The organism is Enterobacter cloacae complex sp. AR_0002 (genome assembly GCF_001922365.1).
GTDB classification, from domain to species: Bacteria; Pseudomonadota; Gammaproteobacteria; order Enterobacterales; family Enterobacteriaceae; genus Enterobacter; species Enterobacter hormaechei_C.
This window is the reverse complement of the sequence record NZ_CP018814.1, coordinates 4,263,838-4,283,928: the sequence shown is the minus strand read 5'-3', so window position 1 is coordinate 4,283,928 and position 20,091 is coordinate 4,263,838. Positions and strand designations below refer to the sequence as shown.

General features: G+C 55.8%; 21 protein-coding genes. 7 read left to right on the top strand and 14 right to left on the bottom strand.

Annotated features, from left to right (window positions below; translation table 11 throughout):
- Window positions 1-5: 5 nt before the first annotated feature.
- A complete protein-coding gene (gene diaA, locus AM329_RS25675; protein WP_003861754.1) occupies window positions 6-596 on the top strand; it encodes a DnaA initiator-associating protein DiaA in 591 nt (196 codons plus the stop codon).
- Window positions 597-605: 9 nt separating this feature from the next.
- Window positions 606-1,181 (top strand): division/outer membrane stress-associated lipid-binding lipoprotein, encoded by a 576-nt coding sequence (gene dolP / locus AM329_RS21230; protein ID WP_003861756.1) that lies wholly within the window; start codon window positions 606-608, stop codon window positions 1,179-1,181.
- Window positions 1,182-1,231: 50 nt separating this feature from the next.
- Here the strand turns inward: dolP and AM329_RS21225 are convergent, their stop codons facing one another.
- Together AM329_RS21225 and AM329_RS21220 are read right to left on the bottom strand one after the other, a co-directional pair.
- Window positions 1,232-2,269, bottom strand: a complete 1,038-nt coding sequence (locus tag AM329_RS21225; protein ID WP_032607977.1) for a permease — start codon at window positions 2,267-2,269, stop codon at window positions 1,232-1,234.
- 40 nt (window positions 2,270-2,309) lie between these two features.
- Window positions 2,310-2,954 carry an NAD(P)H-binding protein gene (locus AM329_RS21220; protein WP_023304489.1) on the bottom strand — a complete coding sequence of 215 codons (645 nt, stop codon included), beginning with the start codon at window positions 2,952-2,954 and terminating at the stop codon, window positions 2,310-2,312.
- Between the two features lie 128 nt (window positions 2,955-3,082).
- Between AM329_RS21220 and AM329_RS21215 the strand changes: the two genes are divergently transcribed.
- Entirely contained in the window at window positions 3,083-3,601 is a 519-nt protein-coding gene (locus AM329_RS21215; RefSeq protein ID WP_015571965.1) for a type 1 glutamine amidotransferase domain-containing protein, read from the top strand.
- Here the strand turns inward: AM329_RS21215 and AM329_RS21210 are convergent.
- On the bottom strand, window positions 3,581-4,015 hold the full coding sequence (locus tag AM329_RS21210) for a YhbP family protein (protein ID WP_003861766.1): 435 nt from the start codon (window positions 4,013-4,015) through the stop codon (window positions 3,581-3,583). The two genes, AM329_RS21215 and AM329_RS21210, sit on opposite strands and share 21 nt — an antisense overlap.
- 14 nt (window positions 4,016-4,029) lie before the next feature.
- Here AM329_RS21210 and AM329_RS21205 point away from each other — a divergent pair, with 14 nt between their 5' ends.
- The gene (locus tag AM329_RS21205) at window positions 4,030-4,359 is read left to right on the top strand and encodes a GIY-YIG nuclease family protein (RefSeq protein ID WP_044596280.1); all 330 of its coding nucleotides are present in this window, start codon (window positions 4,030-4,032) and stop codon (window positions 4,357-4,359) included.
- Here the strand turns inward: AM329_RS21205 and AM329_RS21200 are convergent.
- Complete coding sequence (locus AM329_RS21200) at window positions 4,346-4,849, bottom strand: GNAT family N-acetyltransferase (protein WP_003861769.1); 504 nt, start codon at window positions 4,847-4,849, stop codon at window positions 4,346-4,348. The genes AM329_RS21205 and AM329_RS21200 overlap by 14 nt on opposite strands.
- Window positions 4,843-5,367, bottom strand: a complete 525-nt coding sequence (locus AM329_RS21195) for an SCP2 domain-containing protein (RefSeq protein ID WP_003861771.1) — start codon at window positions 5,365-5,367, stop codon at window positions 4,843-4,845. Before AM329_RS21195 ends, AM329_RS21200 begins: the two co-directional genes overlap by 7 nt.
- Window positions 5,368-5,588: 221 nt before the next feature.
- On the opposite strand from AM329_RS21195, the gene AM329_RS21190 reads away from it, so the two are divergent.
- From AM329_RS21190 to AM329_RS21180, 3 genes are all read left to right on the top strand, one after another.
- Window positions 5,589-6,584, top strand: a complete 996-nt coding sequence (locus AM329_RS21190; protein ID WP_032607978.1) for a peptidase U32 family protein — start codon at window positions 5,589-5,591, stop codon at window positions 6,582-6,584.
- A gap of 7 nt (window positions 6,585-6,591) precedes the next feature.
- A complete protein-coding gene (locus tag AM329_RS21185; RefSeq protein ID WP_032607979.1) occupies window positions 6,592-7,470 on the top strand; it encodes a U32 family peptidase in 879 nt (292 codons plus the stop codon).
- A gap of 78 nt (window positions 7,471-7,548) precedes the next feature.
- Entirely contained in the window at window positions 7,549-8,556 is a 1,008-nt protein-coding gene (locus tag AM329_RS21180) for an LLM class flavin-dependent oxidoreductase (protein WP_006812112.1), read from the top strand.
- A 101-nt stretch (window positions 8,557-8,657) separates the two neighbouring features.
- On the opposite strand, the gene mtr is transcribed toward AM329_RS21180, so the two are convergent.
- The 9 genes from mtr to infB all read right to left on the bottom strand — a co-directional run bounded on the left by mtr (window position 8,658) and on the right by infB (window position 20,069).
- Window positions 8,658-9,902: a tryptophan permease gene (gene mtr, locus AM329_RS21175; RefSeq protein ID WP_032607982.1), complete on the bottom strand. Its 1,245-nt coding sequence runs from the start codon at window positions 9,900-9,902 to the stop codon at window positions 8,658-8,660.
- A 142-nt stretch (window positions 9,903-10,044) separates the two neighbouring features.
- Window positions 10,045-11,940 (bottom strand): DEAD/DEAH family ATP-dependent RNA helicase, encoded by a 1,896-nt coding sequence (locus AM329_RS21170; RefSeq protein ID WP_003861780.1) that lies wholly within the window; start codon window positions 11,938-11,940, stop codon window positions 10,045-10,047.
- Complete coding sequence (gene yrbN, locus AM329_RS25670; RefSeq protein ID WP_097397692.1) at window positions 11,933-12,013, bottom strand: protein YrbN; 81 nt, start codon at window positions 12,011-12,013, stop codon at window positions 11,933-11,935. Before yrbN ends, AM329_RS21170 begins: the two co-directional genes overlap by 8 nt.
- 107 nt (window positions 12,014-12,120) lie before the next feature.
- Window positions 12,121-13,005 carry a lipoprotein NlpI gene (gene nlpI, locus AM329_RS21165; protein ID WP_003861782.1) on the bottom strand — a complete coding sequence of 295 codons (885 nt, stop codon included), beginning with the start codon at window positions 13,003-13,005 and terminating at the stop codon, window positions 12,121-12,123.
- A 110-nt stretch (window positions 13,006-13,115) separates the two neighbouring features.
- Window positions 13,116-15,254 carry a polyribonucleotide nucleotidyltransferase gene (pnp, locus tag AM329_RS21160; protein WP_003861786.1) on the bottom strand — a complete coding sequence of 713 codons (2,139 nt, stop codon included), beginning with the start codon at window positions 15,252-15,254 and terminating at the stop codon, window positions 13,116-13,118.
- A gap of 242 nt (window positions 15,255-15,496) precedes the next feature.
- Window positions 15,497-15,766, bottom strand: coding sequence for a 30S ribosomal protein S15 (gene rpsO / locus AM329_RS21155; protein ID WP_003861789.1), 270 nt, complete (start codon window positions 15,764-15,766; stop codon window positions 15,497-15,499).
- Between the two features lie 154 nt (window positions 15,767-15,920).
- Window positions 15,921-16,871 (bottom strand): tRNA pseudouridine(55) synthase TruB, encoded by a 951-nt coding sequence (gene truB / locus AM329_RS21150; protein ID WP_003861791.1) that lies wholly within the window; start codon window positions 16,869-16,871, stop codon window positions 15,921-15,923.
- A complete protein-coding gene (gene rbfA / locus AM329_RS21145) occupies window positions 16,871-17,275 on the bottom strand; it encodes a 30S ribosome-binding factor RbfA (protein WP_003861793.1) in 405 nt (134 codons plus the stop codon). Before rbfA ends, truB begins: the two co-directional genes overlap by 1 nt.
- Before the next feature lie 106 nt (window positions 17,276-17,381).
- Window positions 17,382-20,069 carry a translation initiation factor IF-2 gene (infB, locus tag AM329_RS21140; RefSeq protein ID WP_003861796.1) on the bottom strand — a complete coding sequence of 896 codons (2,688 nt, stop codon included), beginning with the start codon at window positions 20,067-20,069 and terminating at the stop codon, window positions 17,382-17,384.
- Window positions 20,070-20,091 lie beyond the last annotated feature (22 nt).

The following is a 20,091-nucleotide window of genomic DNA, read 5'->3' as shown; positions in this document are numbered from 1 at the left end:
ATACCGTGCTCGAACGAATTAAAGTGTGCTTCACAGAAAGCATTCAAACGCAGATTGCCGCGGCGGAAGCCCTTCCGGACGCGATCTCGCGTGCAGCGATGACACTGGTTCAGTCGCTGCTCAACGGCAACAAAATCCTCTGTTGTGGCAATGGCACGTCCGCCGCCAACGCACAGCATTTTGCTGCCAGCATGATCAATCGCTTCGAAACCGAGCGCCCAAGCTTACCTGCCATTGCACTAAACACCGATAACGTGGTCTTAACTGCGATTGCCAACGATCGTCTGCATGACGAAATCTACGCCAAGCAGGTGCGCGCCTTAGGCCATGCCGGAGACGTGCTGCTGGCGATCTCCACGCGCGGTAACAGCCGGGATATCGTTAAAGCGGTTGAAGCGGCAGTGACCCGGGATATGACGATTGTCGCCCTGACCGGTTACGACGGCGGTGAGCTGGCTGGCCTGCTGGGGCCGCAGGATGTGGAGATCCGCATTCCTTCGCACCGTAGCGCCCGCATCCAGGAGATGCATATGCTCACGGTGAACTGCTTATGCGATCTGATCGATAACACGCTTTTCCCTCACCAGGATGATTAAGGAGTTCTCATGAAGGTTTTATCGGCCCTTGCAGTCGTGATGTCTGCATTACTGCTTCAGGGATGCATCGCTGCCGCTGTAGTCGGTACCGCAGCGGTCGGCACCAAAGCAGCGACCGATCCGCGTACCGTTGGGACGCAGGTGGATGACGGTACGCTTGAGCTGCGCGTAAACAGTGCACTGTCGAAAGACGAGCAGATCAAGAAGGAAGCACGCATCAACGTGACGGCTTATCAGGGCAAAGTGCTGCTGGCAGGCCAGGCGCCAAATCCTGAACTCGCCTCGCGCGCCAAACAGATCGCGATGGGTGTGGAAGGCACGGCGGAAGTGTATAACGAGATCCGCCAGGGCCAGCCGATTGGTCTCGGCACCGCGTCATCTGATACCTGGATCACCACCAAAGTGCGTTCCCAGCTGCTGGGTACCGACCAGGTGAAATCCTCAAACGTGAAAGTGACCACGGAGAACGGCGAAGTGTTCCTGCTGGGTCTGGTGACGGAACGTGAAGGGAAAGCGGCAGCGGATATCGCCAGCCGGGTGAGCGGCGTGAAGCACGTCACCACCGCGTTTACTTATATTAAGTAATTCACACCTGACTGTAAGCCCGGTAAGCGCAAGCGCCACCGGGCTTTCTTTCACACAAGCGCCATACTCCCCACAATCACTCCACTCAACGCCACCAGCCCCGCAGTCAGCCACAGCGCTTTCGCCGGGAATGACTTACGCAGCATGATAAGCGACGGCAGGCTCACCGCCGGCAGCGTGATGAGCAGCGCCAGCGCTGGTGCGGTCCCCATACCGGCCATCATCATGGTCTGAATAATCGGGATCTCCGCCGCGGTTGGGATCACGAACAGGCAACCGGCCACCGCCATCGCAATCACCCACATCAGCGTGTTGTCGATAGCGCCATCCGCATGCGGGAACAGCCAGACGCGCGCGGCCCCCAGCACCAGTACGGCCAGGATATAGACCGGAATGGTGCTCCAGAAAAGCTGCCACAGCGCTTTGCCCCAGCGAGCAAAGAAACTGCCCTGCGGCTCGCTGACGTCCAGCTCAACGGAAGCAGACCCGGCCTCGTTGTCTTTCACCAGGTGCTGCACCAGCGTAGCGACAAGCACCACCGTCAGCAGGCCAGCCGCCAGACGGATAAACGTGAAATGCCAGCCGAGAACGAAGCCCATAAACACCAGCGTTGCCGGGTTCAGCAGTGGGTTACCCATCCAGAAGGCAAGCGCGCCGCCCATCGACACGCACTGTCGGCGCATACCCGCCGCCACCGGTGCGGCGCAGCAGGAACACATCATGCCCGGCAGGGAGAAAATCGTCCCCAGCAGCGTGCCCTGCAAGCGCGGCTGTCCCAGGGTTTTCACCAGCCAGTTACGCGGGATAAGTACCTGAATCAGCGAGCCCAGCAATACGCCCAATACTGCCGCTTTCCAGACGGCAAGAAAATAAACCATTGCGTAATCCCACGCCGCGCGTAGCGGGCTGGAATCGGCCTGCGCGAGAATCGATTTACCGATGCTGTGGGTGTCGGCGGCGGTGAAGGCTTTACCGTAGTACGGCTGCCATTTCACATACCAGAGGCCAATGATGACCACGAGAAAGAAGAGTGCGGGCTTCCACCACTGAACAGGTGTTGCCGCCTGAGATGAAGACTGACCAGTCATACCATTCCCCGGAAGGTGTTATTTAATAAGCTGGGGAAGTTTACGCCTCGCCCTGCGCGATTTCACGCAGTTTTGCCGAAGGGATAATATTAACCCCCTCCTGCGACGGAGCCAGCGCCTCTTTTAGCATCGCCAGCGCGACATCCCGCGCCTCGATGGACTTCCAGTTACCCGGCAGAATGCGAAACAGCGGAGCGAAAAAAGACTCGTTAAAACGACGTTCGTCACGGTGCCCCATCAGCATGGAAGGCCGCGCGATGGTCAGGCGCTCCCATTTCTGCGCGATTAACGCCTCTTCCATTTTGCCCTTCACCTGGTTGTAAAAAAACGGCGAGCCTGCGTTCGCGCCGTGCGCGCTGACCACCAGGAAATGTTTTGCGCCCAGCTTTTTCGCCGTCAGGGCGGTATCCACCACCAGCGTGTAATCCGCATGGACAAAAGCTTCTTTACTGCCCGCTTCCCGTCGGGTGGTGCCAAGGCAGCAAAAGGCGATATCAATGGGATCCTGCACCTGCGCCAGCGCGTCGGTGAGCTGTGGATCGTGCGGGTTATAGACGCCGGTGATATCCAACAGCGGGCGACGCGTCGGGGCGGCGATATAATTGATATGCCGATCCTGGATCAGCAGCCGCAGCAGATGTCCACCCACCAGCCCGGTTGCGCCGGTAATCAGTACCTGACTCATCTTATCCCCTTTACAGAATTGTCCGTTTGCGTTCTGGGCCTGCTCTACCACACTTAAAAGTCTGTTACCGGTAAGTATTTACCACAAACGGGAAAAAAACAGTCTGAAGCGAAAACAACGGAGGAAGCATGGGTAAAAAAATCGCAGTCTTGATTACCGACGAGTTTGAAGATTCAGAATTTACGTCGCCAGCAGAGGCATTCCGCAAGGCGGGCCACGAGGTGGTCACCATTGAGAAAGAAGCGGGTAAAACCGTGAAGGGCCACAAGGGTGAAGCCAGCGTGACCATTGACGAATCCATTGATAACGTCAGCCCGTCGGATTTCGACGCCCTGCTGTTACCGGGCGGCCATTCACCGGATTCCCTGCGCGGGGACGAGCGTTTCGTCACCTTTACCCGTGACTTCGTCGGCACCGGTAAACCGGTGTTTGCCATTTGCCACGGTCCGCAGCTGCTGATCAGCGCCGAGGTGGTACGCGGGCGTAAGCTCACCGCGGTGAAACCGATCGTTATCGATCTGAAAAACGCGGGAGCCGAGTTCTACGATCAGGAAGTGGTGAACGATAACGATCAGCTGATCACCAGCCGTACACCGGACGATCTGCCGGCGTTTAACCGTGAAGCGCTACGCCTGCTCGGCGCGTAACCAGTGCAGCTTTTTACCAAAGCCCAGGGTGTTGTCGGTAAATTTCAGCTCATCAAGGCGGATTTCCCACACCGGGGCTTTTAGCGCCGCAGCCACCGGGAAGCGGCGCGTATAGCGTTTACGTTGCGCGTCGCTCTCCTCCCCTTCCAGGCGACGAATTTCACCTTTGAACTGGACCCCGCGGATCAGCGCAACAGTTTTAGGCTGACCGTTTACCGTACCTGCCACTTTTGCCTGCTGGCCCGTCATCTGCGCATGCCGCGTTTTGTCTTCGCTCATTACGTAAAAGGCCACGCGCTCGGGATCGTAGTAATAAAAGGCATTTGCGCACCACATCTCCTCGTCTTTACAGACGCACCAGGTCACGACATGCTGCTTTGCCAGCCAGCGGTTAATGGCGGCCAGTGTTTCCATTTTAGCTCTCTCTCATGCTATGGTGCGTTCACCTTAACATACTGAATCTGTTTACTGTGTGCTGGTTTCTCTATCTTGTCCGAACCGCTGATAACGCACTCTACACCGGGATCACTACCGATGTGGCACGGCGTTTTTTACAACATCAAACGGGGAAAGGGGCGAAAGCACTACGGGGGAAAGGTGAACTTCAGTTAGCGTTTTCAGCCGCCGTGGGCGACAGATCCCTGGCGCTCAGGCTGGAATACCGCATCAAGCAGTTGACAAAGCGCCAGAAAGAGCGTCTCGTCAACGGGGACGGCTCTTTCGAGGCGCTACTCGAAAGCCTGCTTAAAAACGATTGAAATGATCGTGGTACTCCACCAGACCGGTAACGCCGTCGAGCGCATCATCTGCCAGAGGATGCACCTGGAAAGATGTTTCCGTGCCCGGCCAGTGGCAGCGCAGATCGTATCTGGACGCTGGCTCAAAACCTAAACGTTCGTAGAACGCCGGATCGCCCAGAACGACGACAGCGGCATAGCCAAATTCATTCAGTGAATCCAGTCCTTCATAGACCAGCTGGCGCGCCAGGCCCTGGCCACGGTAGTTTTCATCCACCGCCAACGGCGCCATGCCGACCCACTGCAACTCTTCACCCTGCACAATCACCGGGCTGAAGGCCACGTAGCCGACCACCTGCCCTTCATCGTCAGTGGCAACCAGGCCCAGCGTAATCAGGCCATCTTCGCGAAGATCGTGAACCAGTTGGGCTTCGGCGTCGCCTGCAAAAGAGCGGCGTAACAACGCATCGATACCCGGCGCATCAATCCCAATTTCGACTCGAATCAGCATGGTTCACCTACTGAAGTGTGTTTACTGTCCGGCGGGGTTTTTAGCCCGGCCTCAACGAAATCTGCCATTTGCATCAACATCATACGCAGCGCTTTCGGCATCTGCTCCAGCTCAATGGCATCCATTAAATTTTTGACGTACAGACCGAGCTCCGTGTCGCCTTCAATCACCAGACGACGCTGGAAGAAGAGGGTGTCCGGATCCTGTTTGCGCGCGGCGATCATCAGCAGATCGCTGGCATCCGCGCTAAAGCTGACATCAGCCTCGGCGGTTTCACGGACGATAAGCCGATCGTTCTCAACGGAAGTAAACCAGCGCAACCCGATATCGCGCACTTCAATCTTTAACCAGCGGCCTTCCAGAAACTCCAGCTCACCGTCCTGTAGCGCCTGGCGGAACTGCCAGCTCAGTACCTGCTCCAGCACCTGGCGTTTAAGCGCGAACGGCGCCAGTTTTACCGGCACGCTCAGCATTGATGGACCAAATTGTACGAGACGTGAACGCAGTTTATCCAGCACGAGCTTTACTCCCTGATAGCTATAGTCCTGCTATTTTGCCATATCCCGACAAGAAGATAGCGGCGTAAATCAACAAACCGTTGTCCGGTGTACCTCATTATTGGTGCCATCAATACGCCATTAGCTGCCTTAAATCAAAAATTGTCGCGTATGGGTTAATTAAAATCCCAGCTCGTTAACATTTTTTACGATCCCTGCGATCGACAACATCGGGATAAATTATGGAGCTGCTCTGCCCTGCCGGAAACCTTCCGGCGCTTAAGGCGGCCATCGAAAATGGGGCCGATGCGGTCTATATCGGGCTGAAAGATGATACCAACGCCCGCCATTTTGCGGGTCTTAACTTTACGGAGAAAAAGCTTCAGGAAGCCGTTAACTTCGTCCACCAGCACCGGCGCAAACTGCACATCGCCATCAATACCTTTGCCCATCCTGATGGCTATGCCCGCTGGCAGCGCGCCGTGGATATGGCGGCCCAGCTGGGCGCCGATGCGCTGATCCTGGCCGACCTCGCCATGCTTGAGTATGCGGCAGAACGTTATCCGCATATTGAGCGCCATGTCTCTGTTCAGGCATCGGCCACCAATGAAGAGGCCGTCCGTTTTTATCATCGACACTTTGACGTGGCTCGCGTAGTGCTGCCGCGCGTACTCTCTATTCATCAGGTTAAGCAACTGGCGCGCGTCACGCCAGTGCCGCTGGAGGTTTTTGCCTTCGGCAGCCTGTGCATCATGGCCGAAGGCCGCTGCTATCTTTCCTCGTATTTGACCGGCGAATCGCCAAATACCGTCGGCGCCTGCTCGCCTGCCCGCTTCGTTCGCTGGCAGCAAACGCCGCAGGGACTGGAGTCACGCCTGAATGATGTGTTAATTGACCGCTATCAGGACGGTGAAAACGCGGGCTACCCGACGCTGTGCAAAGGCCGATATCTGGTGGACGGTGAGCGCTACCACGCGCTGGAGGAGCCCACCAGCCTCAACACGCTGGAACTGCTGCCAGAGCTGCTGGCCGCCAATATTGCCTCGGTGAAAATCGAAGGCCGCCAGCGCAGCCCGGCCTACGTGAGCCAGGTGGCAAAGGTGTGGCGTCAGGCCATCGACCGCTGCATGGCGGACCCGCAATACTACGCTCCGCAGGCGGCATGGATGGAGACGCTCGGCGCGATGTCCGAAGGCACCCAAACCACGCTCGGCGCGTATCACCGTAAATGGCAGTGAGATAATCATGAAATATTCATTAGGGCCGGTGCTTTACTACTGGCCAAAAGAGACGCTGGAAGATTTTTACCAGCAGGCGGCTAACAGCAGCGCCGATGTGATTTACCTCGGCGAAGCGGTGTGCAGCAAGCGCCGCGCCACCAAAGTGGGCGACTGGCTGGATATGGCGAAAAGCCTGGCCGGCAGCGGCAAGCAGGTGGTGCTCTCGACGCTGGCGCTGGTGCAGGCGTCCTCTGAACTGGGCGAGCTGAAGCGCTACGTCGAAAACGGTGAGTTCCTGCTGGAGGCGAGCGACCTGGGCGTGGTGAACATGTGCGCCGAACGTAAGCTGCCGTTTGTCGCCGGACATGCCCTGAACTGCTATAACGCCGTGACCCTGCGCCTGCTGCTCAAACAGGGGATGACCCGCTGGTGCATGCCGGTTGAACTCTCCCGCGACTGGCTGGCCAACCTGCTTACACAGTGCGAAGAGCTGGTCATTCGCAACAAGTTTGAAGTGGAAGTTCTGAGCTATGGGCATCTGCCGCTGGCCTACTCTGCCCGCTGCTTCACCGCACGTTCCGAAGATCGTCCGAAAGACGAGTGCGAAACCTGCTGCATTAAGTACCCGAACGGACGCAGCATGCTGTCGCAGGAGAATCAGCAGGTGTTTGTTCTTAACGGCATTCAGACCATGAGCGGTTACGTCTATAACCTCGGCAACGAACTGGCGTCAATGCACGGGCTGGTGGATATGGTGCGTCTTTCGCCGCTTGATACCGGCGTATTCGCCATGCTGGACGCCTTCCGCGCCAACGAAAATGGCGCTGCTCCGCTGCCTCTGACGGCAAACAGCGACTGCAACGGTTACTGGCGACGTCTCGCCGGGCTGGAATTGCAGGCATAAAAAAGGCTCACTTTGTTAACAACGGTTATCATTTTTTAATGCAGTATTAAAGATTGACCGTCGACAAAGTGAGCTGTTATGACTGACAAAACCATTCCGTTTTCGGTGTTGGATCTGGCGCCGATCCCACAAGGCTCCTCGGCCAGAGAAGCCTTCACGCACTCTCTCGATCTTGCTCAGCTTGCCGAAAAGCGCGGCTATCACCGCTACTGGCTGGCGGAACACCACAATATGGTGGGCATCGCCAGCGCCGCCACCTCGGTGCTGATTGGCTATCTGGCGGCGAATACCACCACACTGCACCTGGGCTCCGGCGGCGTGATGCTGCCAAACCACGCCCCGCTGGTGATTGCTGAGCAGTTCGGGACGCTGAATACCCTCTATCCGGGCCGTATTGATTTAGGGCTTGGCCGCGCGCCGGGCAGCGACCAGCCGACCATGCGCGCCCTGCGTCGCCATATGAGCGGCGATATCGATAACTTCCCGCGCGATGTGGCGGAGCTGGTGGACTGGTTTGACGCGCGGGATCCGAACCCGCACGTGCGTCCTGTGCCGGGGTACGGGGAAAAGATCCCGGTATGGCTGTTAGGCTCAAGTCTGTACAGCGCGCAGCTCGCCGCCCAGTTGGGGCTGCCGTTTGCGTTTGCCTCGCATTTCGCACCGGATATGCTGCATCAGGCGCTGCATCTCTACCGCACGCACTTCAAACCGTCCGAGCGTCTGGAGAAACCGTACGCGATGGTCTGTATCAATATCATTGCCGCCGACAGCAACCGCGACGCGGAATTCCTGTTCACCTCCATGCAGCAGGCGTTTGTGAAGCTGCGTCGCGGTGAGACGGGCCAGCTGCCGCCGCCGGTAGAGAATATGCATCAGCTGTGGTCGGCCTCCGAGCAGTATGGCGTGCAGCAGGCTCTGAGTATGTCGCTGGTAGGTGATAAGGCGAAAGTGCGTCACGGGCTGGAGGCGGTGCTGCGTGAAACCCAGGCGGATGAGATTATGGTTAACGGCCAGATTTTCGATCACCAGGCGCGTCTGCATTCGTTTGATTTGGCAATGCAGGTGAAAGAGGAGTTGGTGGGGTAGTTTTTTTGCTTTGCCCGGTGGCGCTTCGCTTACCGGGCCTACATTCTTTTCTCCCTCTCCCTGCGGCAGAGGGCCGGGGTGAGGGGTTCAGACCGCACGTTTTACTGATACACAGGCAACAGATTAAAACTCGACAGCACGTGCACCACCACGTTACCGATACCAAATACCAGGATCAGCGCAATCATCGGTTTTCCGCCCCAGACGCGGAATTTCGGGCTGCCGAAGCGCTTACGTGATTTGCGCGCCAGCAGCGCCGGTACAATCGCCGCCCAGATGGTGGCCGCCAGTCCTGCATAGCCGATGGCGTAGAGGAAACCGTTCGGCCACAGCAGGCCGCCCACAATCGGCGGCAGGAAGGTCAACAGCGCCGTTTTGAAGCGCCCCGTCGCAGAGTCATCAAAACCAAACAGATCCGCCAGGTAGTCAAACAGGCCCAGCGTCACGCCGAGGAATGAACTCGCCACCGCAAAGTTCGAGAAGACCACCAGAAGCAGATCCAGGCTGCGGCTGTTCAGCACGCCGCTCAGCGCCTGTACCAGCACATCAATGTTACCGCCCTTCTGCGCAATGCCGATAAATTCCGGACGCGGGATGTTACCCATCGTCCCCAGCAGCCAGATCACATACAGCGCCAGCGCCAGCAGCGTGCCGTAAACCAGGCATTTCACGATGGTGCGCGGATCCTTGCCGTAGTACTTCATCAGGCTCGGTACGTTACCGTGGTAGCCAAACGACGCCAGACAGAACGGCAGGGTCATCAGCAGGTACGGCGTATAAGAGGTGTTCGTTTCGGCAACGTTAAACAGCGTGGCCGGCGTGACGTGCCCCAGCAGGCTGCCGAAGGTAAGAAAGAAGGTGATGACCTTTGCGCCCAGCACGATTGCCGTCATGCGGCTGACCGCTTTGGTGCTCATCCAGACGATAAACGCCACGCCCAGCGCGAAGCAGAGACCCGCCAGACGCGCCGGAACGTTCAGCGACATCTCTGAGAAGGTGTGATGCAGAATCGACCCGCTCGCTGAAATGTACGCGTAGGTCAGGATATAGAGTACAAACGCGATGGACAGCCCGTTCACCAGGTTCCAGCCTTTGCCCAACAGATCCCGGGTGAGGGTGTCGAAGCTGGAGCCAATGCGATAGTTCAGGTTTGCTTCAAGGATCATCAGCCCGGAATGGAGCATGCAGAACCAGGTGAAAACCAGCGCCGCCAGCGACCAGAAGAACCACGCACCGGACATGACCACAGGCAGGGAAAACATCCCGGCACCAATGATGGTTCCGCCGATGATCACCACGCCGCCAAGCAGCGAAGGTGACGTTTGGGTGGTGGTTAGTGTTGCCATGCGGCCTTATCTCCAGTGAAAAATGTGGTTCTGCATTTTAATGTGCTGCACTGTACCAGTACAAGAGTACAAAAGGAATAAAAAAAGCCCCGATAGCGACTATCGGGGCTGTATATTTTACTTTACGTCAGAAGCGAAAGGCTTACGCGTCACCGAAACGACGACGGCTGGCACCTTCTTCACGGCGTGGACCACGGTTTTCGCGGCGCTCGCCGGAGAAACGACGGCCTTCACCACCGCGACCTTCGCTGCGACCGCCTTCACGACGCTCGCCACCGAAACCGCGACCACCGCCACGACGTTCGCCGCCACGGTCAGGACGTGGCTGTGCATCGCCCAGCAGCTGCATGTTCATCGGCTTGTTCAGGATGCGGGTGCGAGTAAAGTGTTGCAGTACTTCGCCCGGCATGCCTTTTGGCAGCTCGATGGTGGAGTGGGAACCGAACAGCTTGATGTTACCAATGTAACGGCTGCTGATGTCGCCTTCGTTAGCGATCGCGCCAACGATGTGACGAACTTCAACACCATCATCACGGCCCACTTCAATGCGATACAGTTCCATTTCGCCAGCGTCACGACGCTCGCGACGTGGACGGTCTTCACCACCACGCTCTGGACGGTCACCGCGTGGACCACGGTCGTTACGGTCGCCACGACGTTCGAAACGATCGTCACGGTCACGGAACTCACGCTTAGGACGCATCGGCGCATCAGGTGGCACGATCAGGCTACGTTCGCCCTGCGCCATTTTCAGCAGTGCTGCGGCCAGGGTTTCCATGTCCAGCTCTTCGCCTTCAGCGACAGGCTGGATCTGGGACAGCAGCGCACGGTACTGATCCAGATCGCTGCTTTCCAGCTGCTGCTGTACTTTCGCGGCGAATTTTTCCAGACGGCGTTTGCCCAGCAGTTCTGCGTTTGGCAGCTCAGCTTCTGGAATGGTCAGCTTCATGGTGCGTTCAATATTACGCAGCAGACGACGCTCGCGGTTCTCAACGAACAGCAGCGCACGGCCTGCACGACCCGCACGACCGGTACGGCCGATACGGTGAACGTAAGACTCGGAGTCCATTGGGATATCGTAGTTTACAACCAGGCTGATACGCTCAACGTCCAGACCACGTGCTGCCACGTCGGTTGCAATCAGAATATCCAGACGACCGTCTTTCAGACGCTCCAGGGTCTGCTCGCGCAGGGCCTGGTTCATGTCGCCGTTCAGCGCTGCGCTGTTGTAGCCGCTACGCTCCAGGGCTTCAGCCACTTCCAGGGTCGCGTTTTTGGTACGAACGAAGATAATCGCCGCATCAAAATCTTCCGCTTCCAGGAAACGCACCAGCGCTTCGTTTTTGCGCATGCCGTATACAGACCAGTAGCTCTGGCTGATGTCCGGGCGAGTGGTCACGCTGGACTGAATGCGCACTTCCTGCGGCTCTTTCATGAAGCGGCGGGTAATGCGACGGATCGCTTCTGGCATGGTTGCAGAGAACAGAGCGGTCTGATGACCTTCCGGGATCTGCGCCATGATGGTTTCTACGTCTTCGATGAAGCCCATACGCAGCATTTCATCGGCTTCGTCCAGTACCAGACCGCTCAGTTTAGAGAGGTCCAGGGTACCGCGCTTCAGGTGATCCAGCAGACGGCCCGGCGTACCGACAACAATCTGTGGACCCTGGCGCAGGGCGCGTAACTGCACGTCATAACGCTGGCCGCCGTACAGGGCTACCACGTTTACGCCGCGCATATGTTTAGAGAATTCCGTCATGGCTTCAGCAACCTGAACAGCCAGTTCACGGGTTGGAGCCAGGACGAGGATCTGCGGCGCGCGCAGGTCCGGATCAATGTTGTTCAGCAGCGGCAGCGAGAATGCTGCGGTTTTACCGCTACCAGTCTGGGCCATGCCCAGCACGTCACGACCAGAAAGCAGGTGTGGGATACACTCAGCCTGGATCGGAGATGGTTTTTCGTAACCCAGATCGTTAAGGGCTTCAAGGATAGGAGCCTTCAGGCCCAGATCTGCAAAAGTGGTTTCGAATTCAGCCATGTAGTACAAGTGCCTCGATATTAATGGCGGCCAGTCTACTTAGCTCATCGTGAAAATGATTAGCAATTTTCATTGAAAAGTGTGAACCGGCTCAAATTAGGTGTATTGACGAACAACAACGCCCTCACCAGTGAAGGTGATGGCAATCAAAAGATTACGGGCTGATGTTTATGTCGTCAGCTATTGCTGGTCCGATTCTGCCAGGTCGTCTTGCTCCTGGCCCAAGAGCGATAATTCCAACAATGCATAACGGTGCTCAACGAAGTTATGTACGTTGTTAGCAACCGCTAATTTGAACAGTGCCGTAGCGCTGTCCATATCCCCCAGACTTAGGTAGTACTTACCTAAATAGAAGTTGGTTTCACTGAGATGCTCAGCGAGCGAGGTGTTATCCGTTGCGTCCGCCTTGAGGCGTTCCATCAGCGTTGCTTCGCTAATGTTGCCCAGGTAGAACTCGACAATGTTCCATCCCCACTGTTCCTTGTCCGATTTCTCGAAGCGCTGTTTCAGTGCTTCTTTGGCCTGCTTCTCATCAAGCTTCTGCTCAACGATGTAAAGCCACAGGCTGCGGAAAGGATCATTAGGATCGTCTTGATAAAACGCCAGCAGATCATCTTGCGCTAACTTATCACGTCCGCCGTAATACAATGCGATACCGCGATTCAAGTGCGCGTAGTTGTAAGTTGGATCAAGCTCAAGTACAGAATCAAACGCTTCATAGGCAGCATCAAAATTGCCTGCCTGCGTTAAATAAATGCCTAAGTAATTGAATACTTCAGGCATATCAGGTCGAATCGCCAGCGCTTGTGAAAAATCATTTCGCGCCAGTGCCCTCAGACCGAGACTATCATACAACACTCCGCGCTCATATAAAAGCTGTGCGCGTTCGTCATCGGTTAAAGCCCGACTGGCAAGTATTTGTTCCATGCGTGCCAGAATGACTTCCTGCTGCAAAGTCGGTTGCAATGGCACTGCGAGGACTTCGCTCTTACGCCAGGCAGAGTTGCTGCATCCTGCCAGCGTTAAAGCTGTCGCAACGAAACACCAGCGCAAAAAAGGCTTCATTTCCCACTCCCGAAGACAACTATTGGATGAACGTCCTGTCCCCCGGCGGCTTAACAAGGCGTCCTGCCTGATAATAAGCCCTCCGCCTGCGCGGAGGGCAAATGGCAACCTTACTCGCCTTGCTGTTCAGCAGCCGGAGCTTCCGGCGCCGCAGCAGGCTGAGACTGCTCGGTTGCTTCTTTAATGCTCAGACGGATACGGCCCTGGCGGTCAACTTCCAGAACTTTCACCGGTACTTCCTGACCCATTTGCAGGTAATCGGTCACTTTCTCAACGCGCTTGTCAGCGATCTGAGAGATGTGTACCAGACCTTCTTTACCGCCACCGATGGCAACGAATGCGCCAAAGTCAACGATACGGGTCACTTTACCATTGTAGATACGGCCCACTTCGATTTCTGCCGTGATCTCTTCGATACGACGGATAGCGTATTTCGCTTTCTCGCCGTCGGTTGCTGCGATCTTCACAGTACCGTCATCTTCGATTTCGATGGTGGTGCCCGTCTCTTCGGTCAGTGCACGGATAACGGAACCGCCCTTACCGATAACATCTTTGATCTTGTCTGGATTGATCTTGATGGTGTGAATACGCGGAGCGAATTCAGAGATATCACCGCGTGGCGCGTTGATAGCCTGTTCCATCACGCCCAGGATGTGCAGACGCGCACCTTTAGCCTGGTTCAGAGCAACCTGCATGATCTCTTTGGTGATACCTTCAATTTTGATATCCATCTGCAAGGCAGAGATACCGTCGCGGGAACCCGCCACTTTGAAGTCCATATCGCCCAGGTGGTCTTCATCACCCAGAATGTCAGACAGAACAACGTAGTTGTCGCCTTCTTTCACCAGACCCATTGCGATACCCGCAACGGCGGCTTTAATTGGCACGCCTGCATCCATCAGCGCCAGAGAAGCACCACACACGGAAGCCATGGAAGAAGAACCGTTGGATTCAGTGATTTCAGACACCACACGTACGGTGTACGGGAATTTGTCTGCTTCTGGCATCACTGCCAGCACGCCGCGCTTCGCCAGACGACCGTGACCAATTTCACGACGCTTCGGTGAGCCAACCATACCGGTTTCGCCCACAGAGTACGGAGGGAAGTTGTAGTGGAACAGGAAGCTGTCAGTGCGCTCGCCCATCAGTTCGTCGATGATCTGTGCGTCACGTGCAGTACCCAGGGTCGCGGTTACCAGCGCCTGCGTTTCACCACGGGTGAACAGCGCAGAACCGTGAGTACGTGGCAGTACGCCAGTACGCACGTCCAGACCACGGATCATGTCTTTTTCACGGCCATCGATACGCGGCTCGCCTGCCAGTACGCGGCTACGAACAACGTTTTTCTCGATGGCATGCAGGATTTCGCCAATTTCGTTAGCGTCCAGCGTTTCGTCTTCGGCAACCAGGGTCGCGGTCACTTCAGATTTGATCACATCAACCTGAGCATAGCGCTCCTGTTTGTCGGTGATGCGGTATGCGTCGCTCAGACGAGATTCTGCCAGTGCAGCAACGCGTGCGTTCAGCGCGTCGTTTGCCGCTTCTGGCTGCCAGTCCCAGCGTGGTTTACCGGCTTCTTTCACCAGGTCGTTGATGTTCTGGATAACAACCTGCTGCTGGTCGTGGCCGAAGACCACAGCGCCCAGCATCTGGTCTTCGCTCAGCAGTTCAGCTTCGGATTCAACCATCAGCACCGCGGCTTCAGTACCGGCGACAACCAGGTCCAGCTTACTCTCTTTCAGCTCTTCCTGAGTTGGGTTCAGCACGTACTGATCATTGATGTAACCCACGCGCGCAGCACCGATTGGACCATTGAATGGAATACCAGACAGTGACAGGGCAGCAGACGCACCGATCATCGCAACGATGTCCGGGTTAACCTGCGGGTTAACGGAAACAACGGTTGCGATAACCTGCACTTCGTTCACGAAGCCTTCCGGGAACAGCGGACGAACCGGGCGGTCAATCAGACGCGCGATCAGGGTTTCGCCTTCGCTTGGACGGCCTTCACGACGGAAGAAGCCACCTGGGATTTTACCGGCAGCGTAGGTACGCTCCTGGTAGTTAACGGTCAGCGGGAAGAAGTCCTGACCTGGTTTAGCTTTTTTCTGGCCAACTACGGTAACGAATACAGCAGTGTCATCCATGCTTACCATAACGGCAGCAGTAGCCTGACGCGCCATCATGCCGGTTTCCAGCGTGACGGTATGCTGACCATACTGGAATTTACGAACGATCGGATTCAGCAAAGTTCTGTCCTTTCTTAAATGTTTGAAAGCACACCTCAGGTGTGCTGACGATTTAACCCGACCTTCTTCGCATCCTCGCGACTAATGACAACCGACACCCCCATGGGTGAAGCCTCTCATTAGCCGCGCGAACCTCTGCAATGAAGATCATTTATAGCAACAATACAATAGTTTCCATTGAATTGCTGCCGTCTGGTTGAAAAAAGGGGCCATCAGGCCCCCTTTTCTGAAACTCGCAAGAATTAGCGACGCAGACCCAGACGCTCGATCAGCGCGGTGTAGCGTGCAACATCTTTACGCTTCAGGTAGTCGAGCAGTTTACGACGCTGAGAAACCATACGCAGCAGACCACGACGGCTGTGGTGATCTTTTTTGTGCTCTGCAAAGTGACCTTGCAGGTGGTTAATCTGTGCAGTCAGCAGTGCAACCTGAACTTCGGTAGAACCGCTGTCGTTAGTACCACGACCAAACTCAGAAACGATTTTAGCTTTAGCTTCAACGCTTAGAGACATTTTCAAACTCCAAAGTATAAAGAATGTAAGGATGCCGATCTCTAATTCAGCTATCCCATGTACGCCCCGCAGATTGTTAAACAATTTACCAGGCGTTAAGCGGCGATATTCTACTCGTCTCCCCTGCTTATCGCAAGGTAAGGCGTTATCACCGTCACGCTTCGACCGGATATTCGACGACCAGACGACGCGGCGCCACACGCCCTTCGCCGTCCATTTCGCCCATACCGATGAATTTCCCTTCGTCACCTTCCGTCACGCGTACCAGGCCCTCAAGCGGTGCCCCCGTTGTGCGAACCGGGTTTCCGTTCTTAAAGTAAACGGACGATGTTAAAGGAAGATTAACAACCGGGAAGTCCACTGCCGGACTGTCCATTGGCATCAGCAGCGGGTCCAGCAGATCGGCCGGCGCAACGCCCTGCGCTTGCGCCTGCTCAATCAGGGCGTGCAGATGCTCAAGCGTCACCATGCGTTCGACCGGATATTTGCTGACCGCCAGACGACGCAGATAAATCACATGCGCGCCGCAGCCCAGCTTTTCACCGAGGTCATCAATGATGGTGCGGATATAGGTCCCTTTCGAACAGTGTACTTCCAGCTCGAGTTCATCACCTTCGTGACGAATGAACAGCAGCTCATACACGGTAATCGGACGAGCTTCGCGCGGAACCTCAATGCCCTGACGTGCATATTCGTAGAGCTTTTTGCCCTGATATTTCAGCGCCGAATACATCGACGGCACCTGTAGAGTATCACCACGGAAGCTGTCCAGCGCCGCATCAAGTTGCTCTGCGCTGAAGGTCACCGGGCGCTCTTCCACCACCTGGCCATCTGCATCGGAGGTATCCGTGCGCTGGCCCAGTTTGGCAATCACGCGGTAGCGCTTATCGGAATCCAGCAGGTACTGGGAAAACTTTGTCGCTTCCCCCAGGCAGATCGGCAGCATGCCGGTTGCCAGCGGATCCAGCGCGCCAGTGTGCCCTGCTCGGTTGGCGTTATAAATACGCTTCACTTTTTGCAGCACGTCGTTGCTGGATGCGCCCTGTGGTTTATCCAGCAAGAGCACGCCATGCACGTCACGACCGCGACGACGAGGACGACTCATCAGTCCTCCTTGCTGTCGTCCGCCGGGTTAACACGACGCTCATCGTCATGTTTCACCACGCTGGTCACCAGGTTGGACATACGCATACCTTCAACCAGCGAGTTGTCGTAGAAGAAGGTCAGCTCTGGCACGATACGCAGGCGCATCGCTTTGCCAAGCAGAGAGCGAATGAAACCAGAGGCTTCCTGCAACGCTTTAATGCCGTTCTTCACAGCGTCTTCATCCTGGTCATTCAGGAAAGTTACAAACACTTTGGCGTACGCCAGGTCGCGGGACATTTCCACGCCAGACACGGTGGTCATCATACCCACGCGTGGATCTTTGATTTCACGTTGCAGAATGAGAGCGATCTCTTTCTGCATCTCCTGCGCGACGCGCTGTGGGCGACCAAATTCTTTCGCCATAATAAATTCTCCAGACAAAAAAGGGGCTTAAGCCCCTTTTTAAAATTACTGCCGGGTGGCGCTTCGCTTACCCGGCCTACGCTAATTAATCTTCAGTTGACGAAGATTACGCGATGGTACGCTGAATTTCGATGATCTCGAACACTTCGATCATATCGCCAACGCGAACGTCGTTGTAGTTCTTCACGCCGATACCACATTCCATGCCGTTACGAACTTCGTTAACGTCATCTTTGAAGCGGCGCAGGGATTCCAGCTCACCTTCGTAGATAACCACGTTGTCGCGCAGTACGCGGATTGGGTTGTGACGCTTAATGGTCCCTTCGGTAACCATACAGCCCGCGATCGCACCGAATTTCGGTGATTTGAACACGTCACGTACTTCAGCCAGACCGATGATCTGCTGTTTCAGTTCAGGAGACAGCATGCCGCTCATCGCTGCTTTCACTTCGTCAATCAGGTTATAGATGACGGAGTAGTAACGCAGATCCAGGCTTTCAGCATCAATCACTTTACGCGCAGATGCGTCAGCACGAACGTTGAAGCCAACCAGGATCGCGTTGGACGCTGCTGCCAGAGTTGCGTCGGTTTCGGTGATACCACCTACGCCAGAACCGATGATCTTCACTTTCACTTCGTCGGTAGACAGTTTCAGCAAGGAGTCGGAGATCGCTTCCACAGAACCCTGAACGTCCGCTTTCAGAACAACGTTCACTTCGTGAACTTCGCCTTCGGTCATGTTGGCGAACATATTCTCGAGTTTAGATTTCTGCTGACGAGCCAGCTTCACTTCACGGAATTTACCCTGACGATACAGAGCGACTTCACGCGCTTTCTTCTCGTCACGTACGACGGTTACTTCGTCACCGGCAGCCGGAACACCGGACAGCCCCAGGATTTCCACTGGAATGGACGGACCCGCTTCCAGCACTTCCTGACCCAGTTCGTTACGCATCGCACGAACGCGACCGTATTCGAAACCACACAGAACGATGTCGCCCTTGTGCAGAGTACCTTCGCGAACCAGAACGGTTGCAACCGGACCACGACCTTTATCCAGGAAGGATTCGATTACCGCGCCGCTCGCCATACCTTTACGAACCGCTTTCAGCTCCAGAACTTCAGCCTGAAGCAGGATAGCGTTCAGCAGGTCGTCGATACCGGTACCTGCTTTTGCAGATACAGGGATGAACTGCGCTTCACCGCCCCACTCTTCCGGCATAACGCCGTACTGGGACAGTTCGTTCTTCACGCGATCCATATCAGCTTCTGGCTTATCGATTTTGTTGACTGCAACAACCAGAGGCACCTGCGCCGCTTTCGCGTGCTGGATAGCTTCAATGGTCTGCGGCATCACGCCATCGTCGGCAGCAACAACCAGAACAACGATATCCGTTGCCTGAGCACCACGAGCACGCATTGAGGTAAACGCTGCGTGGCCTGGGGTATCCAGGAAGGTGATCATGCCGTTTTCGGTTTCTACGTGGTAAGCACCGATGTGCTGGGTAATACCACCCGCTTCGCCGGAGGCAACCTTAGTAGAACGAATGTAGTCAAGCAGAGAGGTTTTACCGTGGTCAACGTGGCCCATGATGGTCACAACCGGTGCGCGCGGTTCAGCCGCTGCGCCCGTATCACGGTCGCTCATGACTGCTTCTTCCAGCTCGTTTTCACGACGCAGGATAACTTTGTGGCCCATCTCTTCGGCAACCAGCTGTGCGGTTTCCTGGTCGATGACCTGGTTGATGGTGGCCATTGCGCCCAGTTTCATCATCGCTTTGATGACCTGAGAGCCTTTCACCGCCATCTTGTTAGCCAGTTCGCCAACGGTGATGGTTTCGCCGATCACAACGTCACGGTTAACGGCCTGAGCAGGCTTCTGGAAGCCCTGCTGGAGAGCGGAACCTTTACGCTTACCACCTTTACCGCCGCGAACCGCTGCACGCGCTTCTTCACGGTCAGCTTTTGATTCAGCGTGTTTGTTACCTTTTTTCGCAGGACGCGCAGCTTTTGCACTGCGAGTACGACCACGACCACCTTCTACTTCGCGGTCGTTGTCGTCTTCTGCCTGACGCGCATGCTGAGACGTGGTGACGTGATAATCGCTGGTATCTTCAGTTGGTTCAGCGGTATTCACACCATTCTTCTCGTTTTCTTCTGCCATGCGACGCGCTTCTTCGGCGACGCGGCGAGCTTCTTCTTCAAGCTTGCGGCGGGCTTCTTCTTCCGCTTTACGCTTCAGCTCGGCAGCTTCATTTTCACGGCGGGCTTTTTCAGCCTGGGCAGTTTTGGTCATTTCGTCGGTCTGTTGATTGCTCACTTTGTCTTTTTCCGCAGCGTCACGCTTCGCTTTTTCACCGGCGTCGCGTTTCGCTTTTTCTGCGGCCTCACGTTCAGCTTTTAATTCTGCTTCACGTTTGGCAGTGGCTTCTGCCTCACGCTGAGCTTGTTCTTCCGCTTCACGCTGTGCCTGCTCTTCCGCGGCAAGGCGTTCTGCCTCTTGCGGATCACGTTTTACAAAGGTGCGCGTCTTGCGGACTTCAATTTGTACCGACTTGCTTTTGCCACCGGTACCAGGGATGTTCAACGTGCTACGCGTTTTACGCTGTAGCGTTAACTTGTCAGGCGTAGAGCCGTGTTCACGGTTCAGGTGCGCTAACAAGGTTTGTTTTTCTTGCGCGGTCACCGAGTCATCAGCGGACTTCGGGATCCCTGCATCAGCAAATTGCTGTACCAGGCGGTCCACGGAGGTCTGAATCTCAGCAGCCAGCGATTTTACAGTTACATCAGTCATGCTGTTCCTTCCTGCTACAGTT